Annotated in this window: 19 protein-coding genes; 14 read left to right on the top strand and 5 right to left on the bottom strand. The window is 61.7% G+C overall.

What is annotated here, in order from left to right; genetic code table 11:
• Positions 1–17: 17 nt before the first annotated feature.
• Both R2B70_RS16530 and R2B70_RS16525 read right to left on the bottom strand, forming a co-directional pair.
• Positions 18–317: a hypothetical protein gene (locus R2B70_RS16530; protein WP_318162013.1), complete on the bottom strand. Its 300-nt coding sequence runs from the start codon at positions 315–317 to the stop codon at positions 18–20.
• 110 nt (positions 318–427) lie between these two features.
• The gene (locus R2B70_RS16525) at positions 428–2,032 is read right to left on the bottom strand and encodes a peptide ABC transporter substrate-binding protein (protein WP_318162012.1); all 1,605 of its coding nucleotides are present in this window, start codon (positions 2,030–2,032) and stop codon (positions 428–430) included.
• Between the two features lie 170 nt (positions 2,033–2,202).
• Here R2B70_RS16525 and R2B70_RS16520 point away from each other — a divergent pair, with 170 nt between their 5' ends.
• Positions 2,203–2,910 (top strand): ParB-like protein, encoded by a 708-nt coding sequence (locus R2B70_RS16520; RefSeq protein WP_219142818.1) that lies wholly within the window; start codon positions 2,203–2,205, stop codon positions 2,908–2,910.
• An 85-nt stretch (positions 2,911–2,995) separates the two neighbouring features.
• Positions 2,996–3,424 (top strand): DUF2753 family protein, encoded by a 429-nt coding sequence (locus R2B70_RS16515; protein ID WP_318162011.1) that lies wholly within the window; start codon positions 2,996–2,998, stop codon positions 3,422–3,424.
• Positions 3,425–3,434: 10 nt separating this feature from the next.
• On the opposite strand, the gene R2B70_RS16510 is transcribed toward R2B70_RS16515, so the two are convergent.
• On the bottom strand, positions 3,435–4,178 hold the full coding sequence (locus R2B70_RS16510; RefSeq protein WP_318162010.1) for an enoyl-CoA hydratase-related protein: 744 nt from the start codon (positions 4,176–4,178) through the stop codon (positions 3,435–3,437).
• A gap of 89 nt (positions 4,179–4,267) precedes the next feature.
• Between R2B70_RS16510 and R2B70_RS16505 the strand changes: the two genes are divergently transcribed.
• The 3 genes from R2B70_RS16505 (at position 4,268) to R2B70_RS16495 (ending at position 6,168) form a co-directional block, all read left to right on the top strand.
• A complete protein-coding gene (locus R2B70_RS16505; RefSeq protein ID WP_042074090.1) occupies positions 4,268–4,708 on the top strand; it encodes a copper chaperone PCu(A)C in 441 nt (146 codons plus the stop codon).
• Positions 4,709–4,800: 92 nt separating this feature from the next.
• On the top strand, positions 4,801–5,427 hold the full coding sequence (locus R2B70_RS16500) for a TIGR04219 family outer membrane beta-barrel protein (RefSeq protein ID WP_042074091.1): 627 nt from the start codon (positions 4,801–4,803) through the stop codon (positions 5,425–5,427).
• Between the two features lie 60 nt (positions 5,428–5,487).
• Positions 5,488–6,168, top strand: a complete 681-nt coding sequence (locus tag R2B70_RS16495) for an SDR family oxidoreductase (RefSeq protein ID WP_201934653.1) — start codon at positions 5,488–5,490, stop codon at positions 6,166–6,168.
• A 180-nt stretch (positions 6,169–6,348) separates the two neighbouring features.
• Here the strand turns inward: R2B70_RS16495 and R2B70_RS16490 are convergent, their stop codons facing one another.
• Complete coding sequence (locus tag R2B70_RS16490; RefSeq protein ID WP_219142816.1) at positions 6,349–6,978, bottom strand: PolC-type DNA polymerase III; 630 nt, start codon at positions 6,976–6,978, stop codon at positions 6,349–6,351.
• 195 nt (positions 6,979–7,173) lie between these two features.
• A complete protein-coding gene (locus R2B70_RS16485; protein WP_318162009.1) occupies positions 7,174–8,898 on the bottom strand; it encodes a proline--tRNA ligase in 1,725 nt (574 codons plus the stop codon).
• A 202-nt stretch (positions 8,899–9,100) separates the two neighbouring features.
• Here R2B70_RS16485 and ruvA point away from each other — a divergent pair, with 202 nt between their 5' ends.
• The 9 genes from ruvA to tolR all read left to right on the top strand — a co-directional run bounded on the left by ruvA (position 9,101) and on the right by tolR (position 16,645).
• On the top strand, positions 9,101–9,715 hold the full coding sequence (gene ruvA / locus R2B70_RS16480) for a Holliday junction branch migration protein RuvA (RefSeq protein ID WP_042074096.1): 615 nt from the start codon (positions 9,101–9,103) through the stop codon (positions 9,713–9,715).
• Positions 9,716–9,790: 75 nt separating this feature from the next.
• On the top strand, positions 9,791–10,801 hold the full coding sequence (ruvB, locus tag R2B70_RS16475; protein WP_042074100.1) for a Holliday junction branch migration DNA helicase RuvB: 1,011 nt from the start codon (positions 9,791–9,793) through the stop codon (positions 10,799–10,801).
• Between the two features lie 938 nt (positions 10,802–11,739).
• Positions 11,740–13,296 carry a cytochrome ubiquinol oxidase subunit I gene (locus R2B70_RS16470; protein WP_209794724.1) on the top strand — a complete coding sequence of 519 codons (1,557 nt, stop codon included), beginning with the start codon at positions 11,740–11,742 and terminating at the stop codon, positions 13,294–13,296.
• Between the two features lie 12 nt (positions 13,297–13,308).
• Positions 13,309–14,445 carry a cytochrome d ubiquinol oxidase subunit II gene (gene cydB / locus R2B70_RS16465; RefSeq protein ID WP_042074103.1) on the top strand — a complete coding sequence of 379 codons (1,137 nt, stop codon included), beginning with the start codon at positions 13,309–13,311 and terminating at the stop codon, positions 14,443–14,445.
• A gap of 14 nt (positions 14,446–14,459) precedes the next feature.
• The gene (cydX, locus tag R2B70_RS16460) at positions 14,460–14,576 is read left to right on the top strand and encodes a cytochrome bd-I oxidase subunit CydX (RefSeq protein WP_005331536.1); all 117 of its coding nucleotides are present in this window, start codon (positions 14,460–14,462) and stop codon (positions 14,574–14,576) included.
• 52 nt (positions 14,577–14,628) lie between these two features.
• Complete coding sequence (locus R2B70_RS16455) at positions 14,629–14,874, top strand: cyd operon YbgE family protein (RefSeq protein WP_209428935.1); 246 nt, start codon at positions 14,629–14,631, stop codon at positions 14,872–14,874.
• 241 nt (positions 14,875–15,115) lie between these two features.
• Positions 15,116–15,523 carry a tol-pal system-associated acyl-CoA thioesterase gene (gene ybgC / locus R2B70_RS16450; protein ID WP_318162008.1) on the top strand — a complete coding sequence of 136 codons (408 nt, stop codon included), beginning with the start codon at positions 15,116–15,118 and terminating at the stop codon, positions 15,521–15,523.
• 1 nt (position 15,524) lies between these two features.
• The gene (gene tolQ / locus R2B70_RS16445; protein ID WP_213320854.1) at positions 15,525–16,199 is read left to right on the top strand and encodes a protein TolQ; all 675 of its coding nucleotides are present in this window, start codon (positions 15,525–15,527) and stop codon (positions 16,197–16,199) included.
• The gene (gene tolR, locus R2B70_RS16440; RefSeq protein WP_042074109.1) at positions 16,199–16,645 is read left to right on the top strand and encodes a protein TolR; all 447 of its coding nucleotides are present in this window, start codon (positions 16,199–16,201) and stop codon (positions 16,643–16,645) included. The genes tolQ and tolR overlap by 1 nt, the downstream gene beginning before the upstream one ends.
• The last annotated feature ends 3 nt before the right edge of the window (positions 16,646–16,648 follow it).

The raw sequence follows: 16,648 nt of genomic DNA, 5'->3' as shown, positions 1-16,648 counted from the left end.
GGGCCTGCGCGGCGGGATCAGCTTCGGGGGGTGAAGTCGTGGATCTCCCCCGTTCTCGGCTTGAAGCGGGGATCCCGGCCCGTATCCCCGTCGACCCAGGCCATGGCCTGGCAGAAACTCTCCTGCTTGGCGAAGGCCTCGCGAGCCCGATCGATGGCTCGCTCGGCGTTGCGCCGCTCCATCTTGCTGGCCTTGCGATCGCTGAACTGCTTCTGCTGGTCCAGCATCCATTCGAGGAAGGCCTGGCGGCACTCGGTTTCACTGGCGGCCTGGGCGGGGAGGGTGATCAACAGGGCAATCAGGGGCAGACAACGCATAGGGCGATCGAATCAACGGGCTGATGGACGAAGAGAAGCGGCATTCTATGCCGGGAACTTGAACGAGAACAGTGTCAGGAGGGGGCCAGACAGGCTGGCCCCTCGATTGCTCAGTGCTTGACGAGGTAGAGCTGGCGGCTGTAGGCCACGTCCTCCGGGTTGTTGATGGGATAGCCCTTGAGCCAGGGCTTGATGAGCCGGGCATTGGTGTACTGGTAGATGGGGGCGATGGGGGCCTCCTCCTGCAGTATGGCTTCGGCCTCGTCGAACAGGCGGCCGCGCTCGGCGGGATCCTGGCTGGCGGCCGCCCTGGTCAGCAGGGTGTCGTAATGGGGGTTCGCGAAACGGGCCATATTGCCGCTGTGGCCGGATCCCCAGAGGCCGAGGAAGGCGGACGGGTCGTTGTAATCGGCCACCCAGGAGGAGCGGATCACCTCGAACTGGCCGCTCTGGCGGCTGTCGAGGTAGCTCTTCCACTCCTGGTTGGTGAGCTCGACCCTGGCCCCCAGCTTCTGCTTCCACAGGTTGGCGATGGCCAGCGCCATCTTCTTGTGGATCTCCGCCGTGTTGTACAGCAGGGTCAGCTTGAGGGGCTTGTCCGGGCCGTAACCGGCCTCCTTGAGCAGCGCCCTGGCCTGCTCGTCGAGCGCCTGCTGGCTGTGGGTGGAGATCAGGTTGGGCTTGGGCGCGAAGCCGGCGGTCACGTCCGGGGTGAAGTGGTAGGCGGGCTTCTCGCCTGTGCCCAGCACCTTGTCGGCAATCAGGCCCCGATCGATGGTGTAGGAGAGTGCCTTGCGCACCCGCACGTCGTCGAGAGGCGGGCGTTGGGTGTTGAAGGCGTAGTAGTAGGTGCCGAGCTGATCCGGGGTATGGACCTCGCCCGGGATCTGCTGCATCAGCTTGTGATACTGCTCCTTGGGGAAGGACTCGGTGATGTGCAGATCCCCGGCCAGGTAGCGGAGGGTGGCCGCGCTCTCCTGGTTGATGGGGACGAAGGTGACCTTGGTCAACACGGTATGGGCGCGATCCCAGTAGTAGGGGTTCGGGGTCAGCTCCAGCTTCTCGTTCACCACCCGGTGACTCAGCACGAAGGCGCCGTTGCCCACCAGCTTGCCGGGCTGGGTCCACTGGCTGCCGTATTGTTCCATGCTGGCCCTGTGCAGCGGCGACAGGCTGGGGTGGGTCAGCAGGCTCAGGAAGTAGGGCACCGGCTGGGAGAGGGTCACCTGCAGGGTATGCTGGTCGAGGGCCTTCACCCCGAGCGCCTCGGGGGCCAGCTTGCCGGCCACGATGTCGTCCACCTTGTCGAAGCGGGCAAGCTGGGCGAACCAGGCGAAGGTGGCGGCTTCTTTCGGATCGACCAGCTTGCGCCAGCCGTAGACGAAGTCGGCGGCGCGCACGGGATCCCCGTTGGACCAGCGGGCATCGGGCCTCAGGTGGAATGTGAACTGCCGATTGCCCCTGTTCTCCCAGCGGGCGGCCACCCCGGGCAGCACCTTGCCGTCCGGCCCCTGGGTCAGCAACCCCTCGTAGAGATCCCTGAGCACCTGCAGCTCCGGCAGGCCGACCAGCTTGAGGGGGCTCAGGCTGGCCGGCTCATCCTTGATATGACGCACGACCGCCTGTTCGGCGGCGAGTTCAGTGCCGGGCGGTACATCGGCGGCCTGGACACTGACGCAACCCAGCAGGGCCAGCAGGGGGCTCCATCCTTTCATGGCGAATCCTTCAAATTGTGTGAAGCGGGGAGAAAAGTCGGCGAGAATGCATCGCCGGCAGACGGGAAATCATGATATCCCCTTTGCTGGTCAGACCGCCAGAGTGAGTCCCATGATATCCGGGGTGGCTGTCAACGTGCGCCCGTCTGGAGCGCGAGGAGGAGAGAGTGATGAGAGCATGGATCTTGTTGGCCTGTGTGCTGAGCCAGGGGGCCTGGGCGCTGGCCCCGTGCGAGAAGGAGAGCCCGGTGGGGAGCTGGTGCGAGGTGCCCATCGACCAGCTTCATCCGACCCAGGGCGGGGTGGGCCAGCTCCAGGTGGACGCCACGGCGCAGGAGCTGGCGGACAAGAGCGAGAAGCAGCTCGACAAATTGATGAAGAAGAAAGAGATCCCCATAGTGATTGCCCCCGATGGCGGCTACTGGCTGGTGGACAGGCACCACCTGACCAAGGCGCTGTGGCAGCAGGGGGTGAAGCAGGCCAGGGTCAAGGTGATCGCCCGGCTGCAGGACAGGGCCAATTTCTGGAGCCAGATGCAGAACAACCACTGGGCCTGGCTCAAGGATGAACGGGGCCGGCCCCTGACCCCGGAGCAGCTGCCCCGGCACATCGGGGATCTGCCGGACTACCCCTACCGCACCCTGGCGGGGCTGCTGCAGGATGCGGGCTACTTCAGCAAGGGGGAGCAGGTCTATTTCGTCGAGTTCGCCTGGGCCAGCTGGCTCGGCCAGCAGATGGGCTGGCAGCCGGTCAACGAGGCCAACCTCGCGGAGCGCCTCGCCGAGGCCAAGCGCCTGGCCTGCGGCGCCAAGGCCGGCACCCTGCCCGGTTATCCCGGCAAACAGTGTCGCGTCAACCAGCCAAGAGCGGCGGGCTGAGGGATCCTGCACAAAGGCTCGGGTTGATATTTATTCTCGATTGGCCATGATACAGGTTCCACTCGTGTCGGCAGAGGAGAGGAAGATGGCGAATCAACACTGGCAACGTTACATGCTGGAGGCGGAAAACGCCCTGGGCATGGGGGCACTTGGCACGGCCATCTGCCTCTATCAGCAGGCCCTGGGCGAGGTGTATGAACTGACGTCCGGGGATCTGGACGAGCTGGCCAGCATGCGGGTCGCCACCTGTCACCGCATGGCCGACTTCTGGCGTGCCATGGACGAACCCGCCTATGAGCTGCGCTACCTCAAGCTCGCCTCCGAACTGGTCACCGCCCTGGTGCCCCAGTGCCCCAACCGGGCGTGCGAATCCCTCATCAGCGAGCTGGGCTGCTGCCGCGCGGCCCTGCTCGCCTTCCTGAAGCGCCACCCCAACCCCGAGATCGCCCGACTGATCCAGGTGCAGGACAAGGTGCAGGGCTGCGAGCTGATCGGGCGTTTTCGCCTGAACTAGCGATTGGCCCTCAGCGCCTGAGCCGGTGGGCGATGCGGCGCTGGGCCTCCTCCCCCTGCAGGGCCTGGGAGAAGGCACGCGCCTCCAGATCGATGACGAAGTGCACCGCCTGCTTGAGCTCCTGCCTGAGCAGCGCCTTGCTCTTTTGCAGCGCCTTCGGCGGCTTGGCCGCCAGCCTCAGCCCCTGCTCCCGGGCGAAGGGGAGCAGTTCGGACGCAGCCAGCACCCGGTTGGCGAGTCCGAGGCGCAGCGCCTCGGAGGCATCCATGGGGTCGGCCAGCAACAGCAGCTCCGCCGCCTTCAGATGGCCCACGGCGCGGGGCAGCAGCAGGCTGGAGGCGAACTCGGGCACCAGCCCCAGCTCGACGAAGGGCAGTTGCAGCCTGGCGTTGTCCGCCAGATAGACCAGATCGCAGTGCAGCAGCAGGGTGGTGCCTATCCCCACCGCCGGGCCCGCGACGGCGGCGATCACCGGCTTGGGAAAATCGGCCAGGGTGTGGAGGAACTGCAGTATGGGGTCGTCGGCCTCCAGGGTCTCCTTCCCCACGAAGTCCGCGAGATCGTTGCCGGCGGTGAAGCAGTCGGGCTGTCCCTGCAGCAGCAGGGCATGCACGTGCTCGTCCCGGGTCGCCTGGCGCAGCGCGTCGGCAAGGGCCTGATACATCCCGGCGTTGAGGGCATTGCGCTTGTCCGGCCGGTTGAGGGTCAGGATGAGCAGGCCATCCTGCTGTTCGGTCAGAATTGTGAGGGGCATGTCTGAATCCTTGTTGTCGGGGCTGCCAAAAGCTTGCCATAGGGGGTAAGCTTCGCTTCGTTTAACAACATCATAAAAGGATTTCAACCATGTTCAAACGTGCGTTTTACTCCAGCCTGGCCCTGCTCCTGGCCGCCCCCGCGCTGGCCAAGGTCGAGGCCGTCGACGGCTATGTGCGCCTGCTGCCCCCGGGCTCGCCGAACACGGCGGCCTTCATGGTGCTCAAGAACGATGGGGACAAGCCGGTGGCGCTGGTGGCGGCGGCTTCCCCGGAGGCGGGTCGTGCCGAGCTGCACACCCATCTGCACGAGAACGGGGTGATGAAGATGCGCCAGGTGGAGCGCATCGAGATCCCCGCCAGGGGGGAGGCCGTCCTCAAACCCGGCAGCCTGCACATCATGCTGTTCGAGGTGCGCGAGCTCTCCCAGGGGACCCCTTTCCCGCTGACCCTGACCCTGGACGATGGCCAGAGCCTGGGCCTGAGCCTGCCGGTGAAGCCCGTCGAGCCGATGAAAGGCATGCAGCACTGACATTTCTGGACGCTTGTTCAGCTTTTTACTCTAGGTATTCCGTGCACTCCGGGTAAAATGATGGCCTTTCCCGTCCATGATGGAGCCTTATGATGAAGAAGACCTTGATTGCCGGTTGTGTACTGGCCCTGTTCAGCCACGCCGCCACCGCCGCCGATGACTGGCGGTTTGCCGCGGGTGCCGATCTGTGGAACGCCCAGGGCAGCGGCCAGGTCAGCGGTGTGAGTGCTGGCAGCTATGACGAGAACTACAACTGGAGCGGCTACCTGCAACTGGAGCACGGCATTCTGCTGCTGCCCAACGCCAAGTTCGAGATGTCCGACTTCAGCAGCAGCGGCGGCGCCTTCAACAACGATCTGCTGGCCTATGATCTGAGCCTCTACTATCGCCTGTTCAACAACGACCTGTTCCAGATCGATCTGGGTCTGACCGGTCGTCGTTACGACGGCGATTTCAACACCCAGCACTACTCCTATGACAAGGACGTGCTGATGGCCTACACCGGCGGTGAAGTGCGCATCCCGGGGACGGGCTTTGCGGCCTTCGGCGACATGCGCGTGCAGGATGCCGACAACTACGACTACCGTCTGGGCGGTTCCTACAAGTTCTCCACCGTGCCGCTCAAGATCCGTGCCGGCTGGCGTGAGGCCGAGATGGACTTCGACCGCGTCGACCAGACTATCGACGGCTGGTTCATCGGTGGCGAGTTCACCTTCTGATCTGACGCCCCGGGCGGCGCATCACGGCTAAGTGATGGCTGGCTCTGATGAGGAGAGAAGATGGGCCATATCATAGTGACTGGCGCGGGCTCCGGGCTCGGGCGTGCACTGACCATAGGACTGGTTGAGCGCGGCCATCGCGTCTCCATGATGGGTCGCCGCTACCAGAAACTGCAGGAGCAGGAGCAGCGCCTCGGCAGCGCCGTGGTCGGCATCGCCGCCGATCTCGCGCACCACGAAGAGGTGGACGTCGCCTTTGCCGCCGCAGTGGAGTGGGGCGGCCTGCCCGATCTGGTGCTGCACTGCGCCGGTGTCGGCGAGTTCGGCCCGGTGGGCGTCTACACCGCCGAGCAGATCCGCCGGGTGGTGGAGAGCAACCTCGTCTCCACCATACTGGTGGCCCAGCAGACAGTGCGTCTCATCGGCGAAAAGGGCGGCGTGCTGGCCAATGTGCTCTCCTCGGCGGCCCAGGCCGGCAAGGCCAACGAGAGCCTCTACTGCGCCTCCAAGTGGGGGATGCGGGGCTTTCTGGAGTCCCTGCGGGCCGAGCTCAAGGGCTCGCCCCTGCGGCTGGTGAACCTCTATCCGAGCGGGATCCGCAGCGAATTCTGGGAGAACTCGGATCACGTGGACCCGAGCGGCTTCATGACTCCGGAAGACGCGGCGGCCTACATGCTGGACGCCCTGGAGGCGCGCAGCAGCTGCCATGTGACCGATCTCTTTATCGGTCGCAATGGCTGAGGCGCCGTGAGCCGGCCCTGTCGCCAGATGACAAGGAAACAAAAAGCGCGCCATTTGGCGCGCTTTTTTCTAAATTATCTTCTTGCCTGCCTGTCTTTACGCCGGGCCATCATGGATTTGAAGGCGGGTAAATTTAATACCGACATGGCATGAATGATTGATGATGCATGTCGGCACATGTTACTTCCGAGCCGCATATTCCCGCAGGAAGGATGGGATCACCTGTTTTGGCTTCTTGCCAAGGGTCAGCAGCAATTCAAAATCCGGGTCGATAATGCCATATCGACACGCCAGCTCTTCCAACAAGGCGAGCCAGAGGTGGGCCGTCACCTCGGCATCCGCCAGGGCGCGGTGAAACACCCCGTCATTGGGCAGGCACCGGTATTGCACCAGGGTACCCAGCTTGTGATCCGGGGCATCGGGAAACAGGCGCCTCGACAGCAGCAGGGAGCAGGCGAACTGCCCGCGGTATTGCGCCGGCAATCGCTCTAGTTCCGCATCCAGAAAGCGCTTGTCGAAGGAGGCGTTGTGGGCGACCAGATTGTCATCACCGATAAAGTCGACGAAATCCGCCATCACCTCGTTGCAGGGGGGAGCCTGTTTCAGCATGGCATTGCTGATCCCGGTATATTGCTCGATGAAGCTGCTCACGTTGAAGCCCGGATTCATCAATGCCGAGAAACGCTCGCTGATATGGCCATCCTTGATTCTGACGGCACCGATCTCGATGGCTCTATCCCCTTGTCCGGGTGAAAGCCCTGTGGTCTCGAAGTCGAGCACGACAACGGTATTGGCTGAGGCGATGGACATGACTTCTCGGGCAAGCTGGGTAAAGAGCGCCAGTCTAGGAAATCAGCCGTGCCGTGTACAGGGCAATACAGTTATCTCAATGGTTCACGCTGGAGGCGCATTTTTGTGCATCATGGCTGAGAGCCATATAAAAAGCCCCGAGTGCCGTTGCTCTCGGGGCTTTCTTATGAAAAGCGAAAGGCGGTGTCGGCGTTATCAGCGACCCAGCTTGCCCTTGAGCAGGGCGACGATCTCGCTGATCGCCACTTCCTGCTTCTCGCCGGTGCGGCGGCACTTGTACTCCACCACGCCGTTGTCGAGGCCGCGGTCGCCGATGACGATGGCGTGGGGGATCCCCAGCAGCTCCATGTCGGCGAACATCACGCCCGGGCGCTCCTTGCGGTCATCGAACAGCACATCCACACCGGCGGCCTTCAGCTCGGCGTAGAACTGCTGTGCCTGCTCGGCCACGCGCTCGGACTTGTGCATGTTCATGGGGACGATGGCCACTTCGAACGGGGCGATGGCGTCCGGCCAGATGATGCCGTACTGGTCGTTGTTCTGCTCGATGGCGGCGGCCACCAGGCGGGAGACCCCGATACCGTAGCAACCCATCTCCATGGTGACGGACTTGCCGCCCTCGTTCAGCACGCTCGCCTTCATGGCTTCGGAGTACTTGGTACCCAGCTGGAAGATGTGACCCACTTCGATGCCGCGCTTGAGCAGCAGCTTGCCCTGGCCGCACGGGCTCGGGTCGCCTTCCACCACGTTGCGCAGGTCGGCAACTTCATAGGTGGCGATGTCGCGATCCCAGTTGGCACCGGTCAGGTGGAAGCCGGTCTCGTTGGCGCCGCAGACGAAGTCCGCCAGGTGGGCGGCGCTGCGATCGACGATGATGCGACCGGCAAAGCCGACCGGGCCGATGGAGCCTGCGTCGCAACCGGCGGCAGCTTTGATCTGCTCGTCGTTGGCGAAGGTCAGCGGGTTGGCGACGCCAGAGAGCTTCTCGGCCTTGATCTCGTTCAGCTCGTGGTCGCCACGCAGCACCAGGGCGATGACCGCCTGCTTGCCGTGCTCGTCCGCTTCGCCCAGCACCAGCAGGGTCTTGGCGATGGCGGCTGGGGCCACGGCCAGGAAGGCGGCCACTTCGTCGATGGTGTGCACGGCCGGGGTGGCGACCTTGGCCAGGGCCTTGGTCGCGGCAGGACGCTCGCCCGCCGGTGCCAGCGCCTCGGCCATCTCGATGTTGGCGGCGTAGTCGGAGCTGTCGGAGAAGGCGATCAGATCCTCACCGCTCTCGGCCAGCACCTGGAATTCGTGGGAGCCGGTGCCGCCGATGGAGCCGGTATCGGCCTGCACCGGACGGAAGTTCAGGCCCATGCGGGTGAAGGCGGCACAGTAGGCGGCGTGCATCTTCTCGTAGGTCTCGACCAGAGAATCCTTGTCGATGTGGAAGGAGTAGGCATCCTTCATCAGGAACTCGCGGCCGCGCATCACGCCGAAGCGGGGGCGCACTTCGTCGCGGAACTTGGTCTGGATCTGGTAGAGGTTCAGCGGCAGCTGCTTGTAGCTGTTCACTTCATAACGGACCAGGGCGGTGATCACCTCTTCGTGGGTCGGGCCCAGCACGAAGGGACGGTTGTGGCGGTCGGTCAGGCGGCACAGCTCGGGACCGTAGTCATCCCAGCGGCCGGACTCCTGCCACAGCTCGGCGGGCTGTACCACCGGCATGGAGACTTCGATGGCACCAGCATTGTTCATCTCTTCGCGAACAATGTTCTCGATCTTCTTCAGCACCCGCAGGCCGGTCGGCAGCCAGGCGTACATGCCGGAGGCGAGTTTGCGGATCATGCCGGCGCGCAGCATCAGCTGGTGGCTGATGACCTCTGCGTCGGAGGGGGTTTCCTTGAGAGTGGAAAGCAGATATTGGCTGGTACGCATCGCGGTAGACCTTCGCTAGTTCGGGCGGCTTGGCCCTGGAAAATTTCAAGTGCGGAATTTTAACAGGCCGAGCCTCGTGGCCCAAGGGCTAAATTCAGTCTGGTGAGGGCGAGGCCGGGGGCGGCCTATGCTGGATACTTATCCAGTTATTCTTTATGCTAGTGGCCAATTTGGAAAGAGTCTGCGTGGCGAGGAAGAGAACATGATCGGTCGCTTGAGAGGCGTCATCATCGAGAAGCAACCCCCCGAGGTCCTGATCGAAGTGGGGGGCCTGGGGTACGAGGTGCACATGCCCATGAGCTGCTTCTATGATCTGCCGGAATTGGGGAAGGAGGCGGTGATCCACACCCACTTCGTGGTGCGGGAAGATGCCCAGTTGCTGTATGGCTTCAATCACAAGCAGGAGCGGGCGCTGTTTCGCGAGCTGATCAAGACCAACGGGGTCGGCCCCAAGCTGGCGCTGGCGATCCTCTCCGGCATGACGGCCACCCAGTTCGTGATGAGTGTCGAGCGCGAGGAGATAAGCTCTCTGGTCAAGCTGCCCGGGGTGGGCAAGAAGACCGCCGAGCGGCTGGTGGTGGAGATGAAGGACAGGCTCAAGGGCTGGGTCAGCCACGATCTCTTCTCCCCGGCCGAGATCGCCCTGCCTGCCAAGGAGAGCCCGCTGCGCGCCCCCGATGCGAGCGAGGAGGCGGCCAGCGCCTTGGTGGCACTCGGCTACAAGCCGCAGCAGGCGAGCCAGATCGTCACCAAGGTGGCGGTCGAGGGGATGTCGGTCGAGGCCATCATCCGCGAATCCCTGCGCAGCCTGGTGTGAGTGTGACCATGAACAGAGCGGATCACCCCCTGCCGTGCGCCGGTGCGAGCGGGGATGCAGCGCGTGAGGTAGCCCATGATTGAAGCGGATCGTCTCATCTCGGCGGGGGCTGCCCGCGAGGACGAGATCATCGATCGGGCCATCCGGCCCAGGAAACTGGCCGATTACACCGGGCAGGATCACGTCTGCGACCAGATGGAGATCTTCATCGAGGCGGCCCGCCAGCGTGGGGAAGCCCTCGATCACCTGCTGATCTTCGGTCCGCCCGGTCTCGGCAAGACCACGCTGGCCAACATCGTCGCCAACGAGATGGGGGTCAACATCAAGACCACCTCGGGCCCCGTGCTGGAGAAGGCCGGCGATCTCGCCGCCCTGCTCACCAACCTGGAGCCGAACGATGTGCTCTTCATCGACGAGATCCACCGCCTGAGCCCGGTGGTGGAAGAGGTGCTCTACCCGGCGATGGAGGACTACCAGCTCGACATCATGATAGGGGAGGGCCCCGCCGCCCGCTCCATCAAGCTCGACCTGCCCCCCTTCACCCTGATCGGCGCCACCACCCGGGCCGGTTCCCTGACCAGCCCGCTACGGGATCGCTTCGGCATCGTCCAGCGGCTGGAGTTCTACAACGTCAAGGACCTCACCGACATCGTTTCCCGCAGCGCCCGCTGTCTCGGCCTCGACATGTCGAGCGACGGGGCGCTGGAGGTGGCGCGCCGCTCCCGGGGCACGCCGCGCATTGCTAACCGATTGTTAAGACGGGTGCGGGATTTCGCCCAGGTGAAGTCCGACGGGCGGATTGACGGACCCATTGCGGCCCGCGCCATGGACATGCTGGACGTGGACAACGAGGGTTTCGACTTCATGGATCGCAAGCTATTGTTGGCCGTCATCGACAAGTTTATGGGGGGGCCCGTGGGGCTCGACAACCTGGCCGCCGCCATCGGCGAGGAGAAGGACACCATCGAGGATGTGCTGGAACCCTATCTGATCCAGCAAGGCTATCTGCAACGTACACCCAGAGGGCGGATCGCGACCCAGAGAGCCTATGCGCACTTCGGCCTGGAACGGCCGGCAGAGCAGTAAGCGCCGCGATGTGAACGAAAAAACCGCCCTCGAGGCGGTTTTTTGTTGTGCGTGTAAAAAAAAGCCCACGGCGGATGCGGTGGGCAAAGACAATTCAGGATGGATGTTCACAGACTGTGAGGGCGTCTGCAGGCCGGTCGGGAAAAAACAAAGGAGCCGTCGCGAGGCCTCAGAGTCGGTTCATTTGATAGAGTTGAACGAAAGAAAGCTTGTAGTAACGGATGGTCTTGGCAACAAACTTTTTCATCATTAATCCCAACAAACAGGTTCGAAATGTTCATCGAATACGTACCGGGAACCCGGAATGACCGGCCTGTATCCAGAGGTATGCCCTCACTGCGAGGCGCATTGTAGGAGCTCTTGCCGGGAGGAACAAACAAGAAAATCTATGGGCTTTTGATTAGATAAAGTAATGATTTCACTGGGGCGGGATATACGCATAAACATGTGTTTTTACTGGTTTTAAATTGCTTTTATGATGAGCCGCATCATTTTTTAAATAATGAAATAATGAGCGCGCTTTTTATGGCTTTCACTATTTGATTAACAGAATTGAAACTATTTTGTTTCTTTATAAAATTGATTTAAATCAATAATTTATGTTCTTGTGTTTTTTGTGATGCGGTTCGCACAATTAATATGAATTGGCTCGTAAGTTGCCTTGAAAAGGCATGTATTGACGGTGGTTTTACATTGATTTCAATCAAATAAAGGTGATATAAAACAGCGATCATTATAGGCGGGAATAGAACCATAGTTATTGTTTGAAAGATGTTAAACATTAGCTTTTTTTGTTCTCGTATATTGCCTTGTTGTTAATGTGGTGGCAGTCGAATCCGGTCAGTCCGCGAGGGGTGATCGACCATTCGGGGACTTCCAATGGAAGCTTTGTCCTTAAAACTCAAAATAGCCGTGCCAATAATCGGTGAGGAAACATCATGATTGCTGAGCATGTGGTAGACCTATCGCGGTTCCAATTTGCCGCGACGGCCCTTTATCACTTCCTGTTTGTACCCCTGACGCTGGGAATGGCCTTCCTCCTGGCGATCATGGAGTCTGTCTATGTGATGACCAACAACACTGTCTACCGGGACATGACCAAGTTCTGGGGCAAGTTGTTCGGGATCAACTTTGCCCTGGGGGTCACCACAGGGCTCACCATGGAGTTTCAGTTCGGTACAAACTGGGCCTACTACTCCCACTATGTCGGCGACATCTTCGGGGCCCCGCTGGCCATCGAAGGGCTGATGGCCTTCTTCCTGGAGTCCACCTTCGTCGGCATGTTCTTCTTCGGTTGGGATCGCCTCAGCAAGCGCCAGCACCTGGCCGCCACCTGGCTGATGGCACTCGGGACCAACCTCTCCGCCCTCTGGATCCTGGTCGCCAACGGCTGGATGCAGAACCCGGTGGGTGCCGAGTTCAACTTCGAATCCATGCGCATGGAGATGGTGAGCTTCGCCGACCTGGTGTTCAACCCGGTCGCTCAGGTCAAGTTCGTCCACACCGTCGCGGCAGGCTACACCACGGGCGCCATGTTCGTGCTGGGCATCTCTTCCTACTACCTGCTGAAGCACCGTGACGTGGCCTTTGCCCGTCGCTCCTTCGCCATCGCGGCGGCGTTCGGCATGGCCTCCATCCTCTCCGTGCTGGTGCTGGGCGACGAGTCTGGTTACGAGACCGGCGAGGTGCAGAAGGTGAAACTGGCGGCCATCGAGGCCGAATGGAACACCGAGCCGGCGCCGGCCTCCTTCACCCTGTTCGGCATCCCGAACCAGGAGGAGATGCGCACCGATTACGCCATCAAGATCCCCTATGCCCTCGGCATCATCGCCACCCGTTCCCTGGACGGCCAGGTGACCGGCCTCAAGGATCTGAAGAGCGAGCACGAACTGCGCGTGCGCAACGGCATGACCGCCTACGAACTGCTGACCAAGCTGCAATCCGGTGACAAGTCCGAGGATACCCGCGCCCGCTTCGACGAAGTGAAGCAGGATCTGGGCTACGGCCTGCTGCTCAAGCGCTACACCCCGAACGTGACCGACGCCACCGACGAGCAGATCAAGGCCGCCGTGGATGATTCCATCCCGCAGGTGCTGCCGCTGTTCTTCGCCTTCCGCATCATGGTCGCCTGCGGCATCCTGATGCTGGTGCTGATCGGTCTGGCCTTCTATGACAGCACCCGCCACAAGATCGGCGAGCGCAAGTGGCTGCTCAAGGCGCTGCTGTGGGGCATCCCGCTGCCCTGGATCGCCATCGAGGCGGGCTGGTTTGTCGCCGAGTATGGCCGTCAACCCTGGACCATCGCCGAGATGCTGCCGACCTACGTCTCCGCATCCAACATTCCTGCGTCCGAGATCTGGTTCTCTCTGATCGGGATCTTCCTGTTCTACACGGTGCTGCTGATCATCGAGATGTACCTGATGTTCAAGTATGCGCGCCTGGGCCCCAGCAGCCTGAAGACGGGCAAGTACCACTTCGAACAGAGCAAGGCATAAGGAGAGTGACCCATGTTTGATTACGAACTGTTGCGTCTGGTCTGGTGGGTGCTGGTCGGCGTGCTGCTGATCGGTTTCGCCATCACCGACGGTTTCGATATGGGGGTGGGCGCCCTGCTCCCCTTCGTCGGTAAGAAGGATGTGGAGCGTCGGGTGATGCTCAACACCATGGGACCGCACTGGGAGGGCAACCAGGTCTGGCTGGTGACCGCCGGTGGCGCCCTGTTCGCGGCCTGGCCCATGGTCTATGCGGCGGCCTTCTCCGGCTTCTACATCGCCATGATCCTGACCCTGATGGCGCTGTTCTTCCGTCCGGTCGGCTTCAAGTACCGTTCCCTGCAGGAAGACGCCAAGTGGCGCTCCAACTGGGACTGGGCCCTGTTCGCCGGTAGTGCCATCCCCCCTGTCATCTTCGGGGTGGCGTTCGGCAACCTGCTGCAGGGGGTGCCGTTCAGCTTCAACCAGTTCCTGATGATGACCTATCACGGCAACTTCTTCGGTCTGCTCAATCCGTTCGGCCTGCTGGCCGGTCTGGTGAGCCTCTTCATGATCATCACCCAGGGCGCGACCTGGTTGATGATGAAGACCGAAGGTGAAGTGCTGGCGCGTTCCCGCACCGCCGCCATGATCTTCTCCCTGCTGACCCTGGTGCTGTTCGCCCTGGCCGGTGTCTGGGTGAGCGGCATGGATGGCTATGTGATCGTGGGCTCCGTCGCCACCGACGCCGTCACCAACCCGCTCCACAAGGAAGTGGTGGTGCAGGCCGGTGCCTGGATGCAGAACTACGGCCTCTACCCCTGGATGATCGCCGCTCCCGTGCTGGGTCTGGCGATGTGCCTGCTGACCGCAGTGGCGGCCAAGCTGGACAAGGGCTGGGTGGCGTTCCTGTTCTCCTCCCTGGCCATCGCCGGCATCATACTGACGGCGGGCTTCTCCATGTTCCCGTTCGTGATGCCCTCGAGCCTGGAGCCGTCCCAGAGCCTGACCATGTGGGATTCCACCGCCTCCTTCAACACCCTCAAGGTGATGACGGTAGTCGCAGTCGTCTTCGTACCGACCGTGCTGGCTTACACCATCTGGACCTACATCAAGATGTTTGGCCGGGTGAGTAACAAGCACATCGAAGACAACCAACAATCGCTCTACTAAGAAGGTGCCCTGATATGTGGTATTTCACCTGGATCCTGGGGCTGCTGCTGGCCTGTGCGTTTGGCATCATCAATGCGCTCTGGCTGGAGCACACCGAGAACCTGGATCGTCAGATAGATGAAGACAAGTGACAGGCTTGCCCGGCTGGCCGCTCCCCTGGAGCGCCAGCCATGGCAGGGTCTGATGCTGCTGGCGGCGGCCCTGTTGGCCGTCGCCATCCTGCAGGCACCGAACCTGGTCGCGGCGAATACCAGTGACCACGGTCTCTGGCTCGCGCCCTGGCTGATGTGGGCGGTCTGCTGCGGGGTCATGCACGGCCTGGGGTTTCACCCGCGCAGCCTGGTCGGCCGCGTGCTGTTCTTTCCCTGGCTCGCCCTGCCAAGCCTGTTGTACGGGCTCTGGCTGACCAGCAGCTATTACCTGTCATGAATGCAGAGGGGGAGGCCGGCGTTTAGCCGCCTCCCCCTGTTTTTCGTCCCCTCGGGGGTGGCTGTCTTATCCCGGCTTCAGCCCGTCTGGTATGTTCGGCGGAGTCTGTCCGGGAACGGGTTATTTCCTGCCATAAAAAACGGGGGGAGATGGGATTTCCCTGTCTCCCCCTGCTTCTTTCCTATTCAGCCCTGCGCTATGATAGCCCCCCATCTGACTGTCGAATGGATCACAGATTTTTATGGGGGAAGTCTCTGAGTTTCCGGTGCGTGTCTACTACGAAGACACGGACGCCGGAGGCATCGTCTACAACGCCAACTATCTCAAGTTTATGGAACGGGCCCGCACCGAATTCCTGCGCGCCGGCGGCATCGAACAGGATGTCCTGCTGCAGGAGGGCATCGCCTTCGTGGTGAGTCGCACCGAGATCGACTTTCGCGCCGCCGCCCGCTTCAACGAACTGCTGACCGTACTGACGCAAGTGACTGAAGTGAAACGCGCCTCCATGCGCTTTTCACAGCAGATACTGGCGGCTGATGGGCGGCTGATCACCCAGGCCGTGGTTCAGATTGCCTGTGTCAGCCATCCGCAAATGAAACCTGTCGCAATACCTGAAAAAATCAAGGGAGTGCTGTTAAGTGCACGCTGAAATTTCGTTTATTGGCCTGTTCTGGCAAGCCAGTCTGTTGGTCAAACTGGTCATGATGACCCTGATGGGCATGTCGGTCGTCTCCTGGGCGCTGATCATCCAGCGTTCCAAGGCCATCAAGGCAGCCAATCTCGCCTCCGAGCAGTTTGAAGACAGATTCTGGTCCGGGGTCGACCTCAATCGCCTCTACCAGGAGTCCTCTTCCCGTCGTGACGACATCGAAGGCATGGAAGACATCTTTTACTCCGGCTTCAAGGAGTATGCCCGCCTGCTCAAGGCTGGGGCTCGCGGCCAGGATGCGGTGATGGACGGTACCTATCGCGCCATGCGGGTCTCCCTGTCCCGCGCGGTGGACGATCTCGAGTCCAACCTGCCGGTGCTGGCGACCATCGGCTCCATCAGCCCCTATATCGGTCTGTTCGGTACCGTCTGGGGGATCATGAACGCCTTTATCGCCCTGGGTCAGGTGCAGCAGGCGACCCTGCAGATGGTGGCGCCCGGCATCGCGGAGGCGCTGATCGCCACCGCCATGGGCCTGTTCGCCGCCATCCCGGCCGTTATCTTCTACAACCGCTTCACCAACAAGGTCGAGCGGCTGGAAAACGCCTACGCCAACTTCATGGACGAGTTCACCACCATACTGAACCGCCAAATCGCACAGCAGGGTGAGAAGTAATGCAAACCTATCAGCGGCTCAAACGCAAGAAGGTCGCCGAGATCAACGTGGTGCCCTACATAGACGTCATGCTGGTGCTGCTCATCATCTTCATGGCGGTGACGCCGGTGATCACGCAGGGGGTCAAGGTGGATCTGCCCCAGGCGGAATCCGAGCAGTTGCCGGAAGATTCCAAGCCGCCTTTCATCGTCAGCGTGAACACCGAGAGCGAGTACGTCATCAAGGCCGGCGAGGCCGATGACGAGCCGGTGCCGAGCGGCACGCCCGAGGCGATGCAGCAATACATCACCGAGAAGGCCATGGGCTACCTGGCCATCAACCAGAACGCCCCCGTGGTGGTGGCCGGTGACAAGTCCGTGCGTTACGAAGAGGTGATCCTGCTGATGGTGGCCCTCAAGAAAGCCGGTGTGCCTCAGGTTGGTCTGATGACGGATCCGGTGAACTGACGG

It is taken from the genome of Aeromonas sp. XH (genome assembly GCF_033348475.1).
GTDB classification, from domain to species: domain Bacteria; phylum Pseudomonadota; class Gammaproteobacteria; order Enterobacterales; family Aeromonadaceae; genus Aeromonas; species Aeromonas sanarellii.
This window is presented reverse-complemented; position numbering and strand designations above follow the sequence as displayed.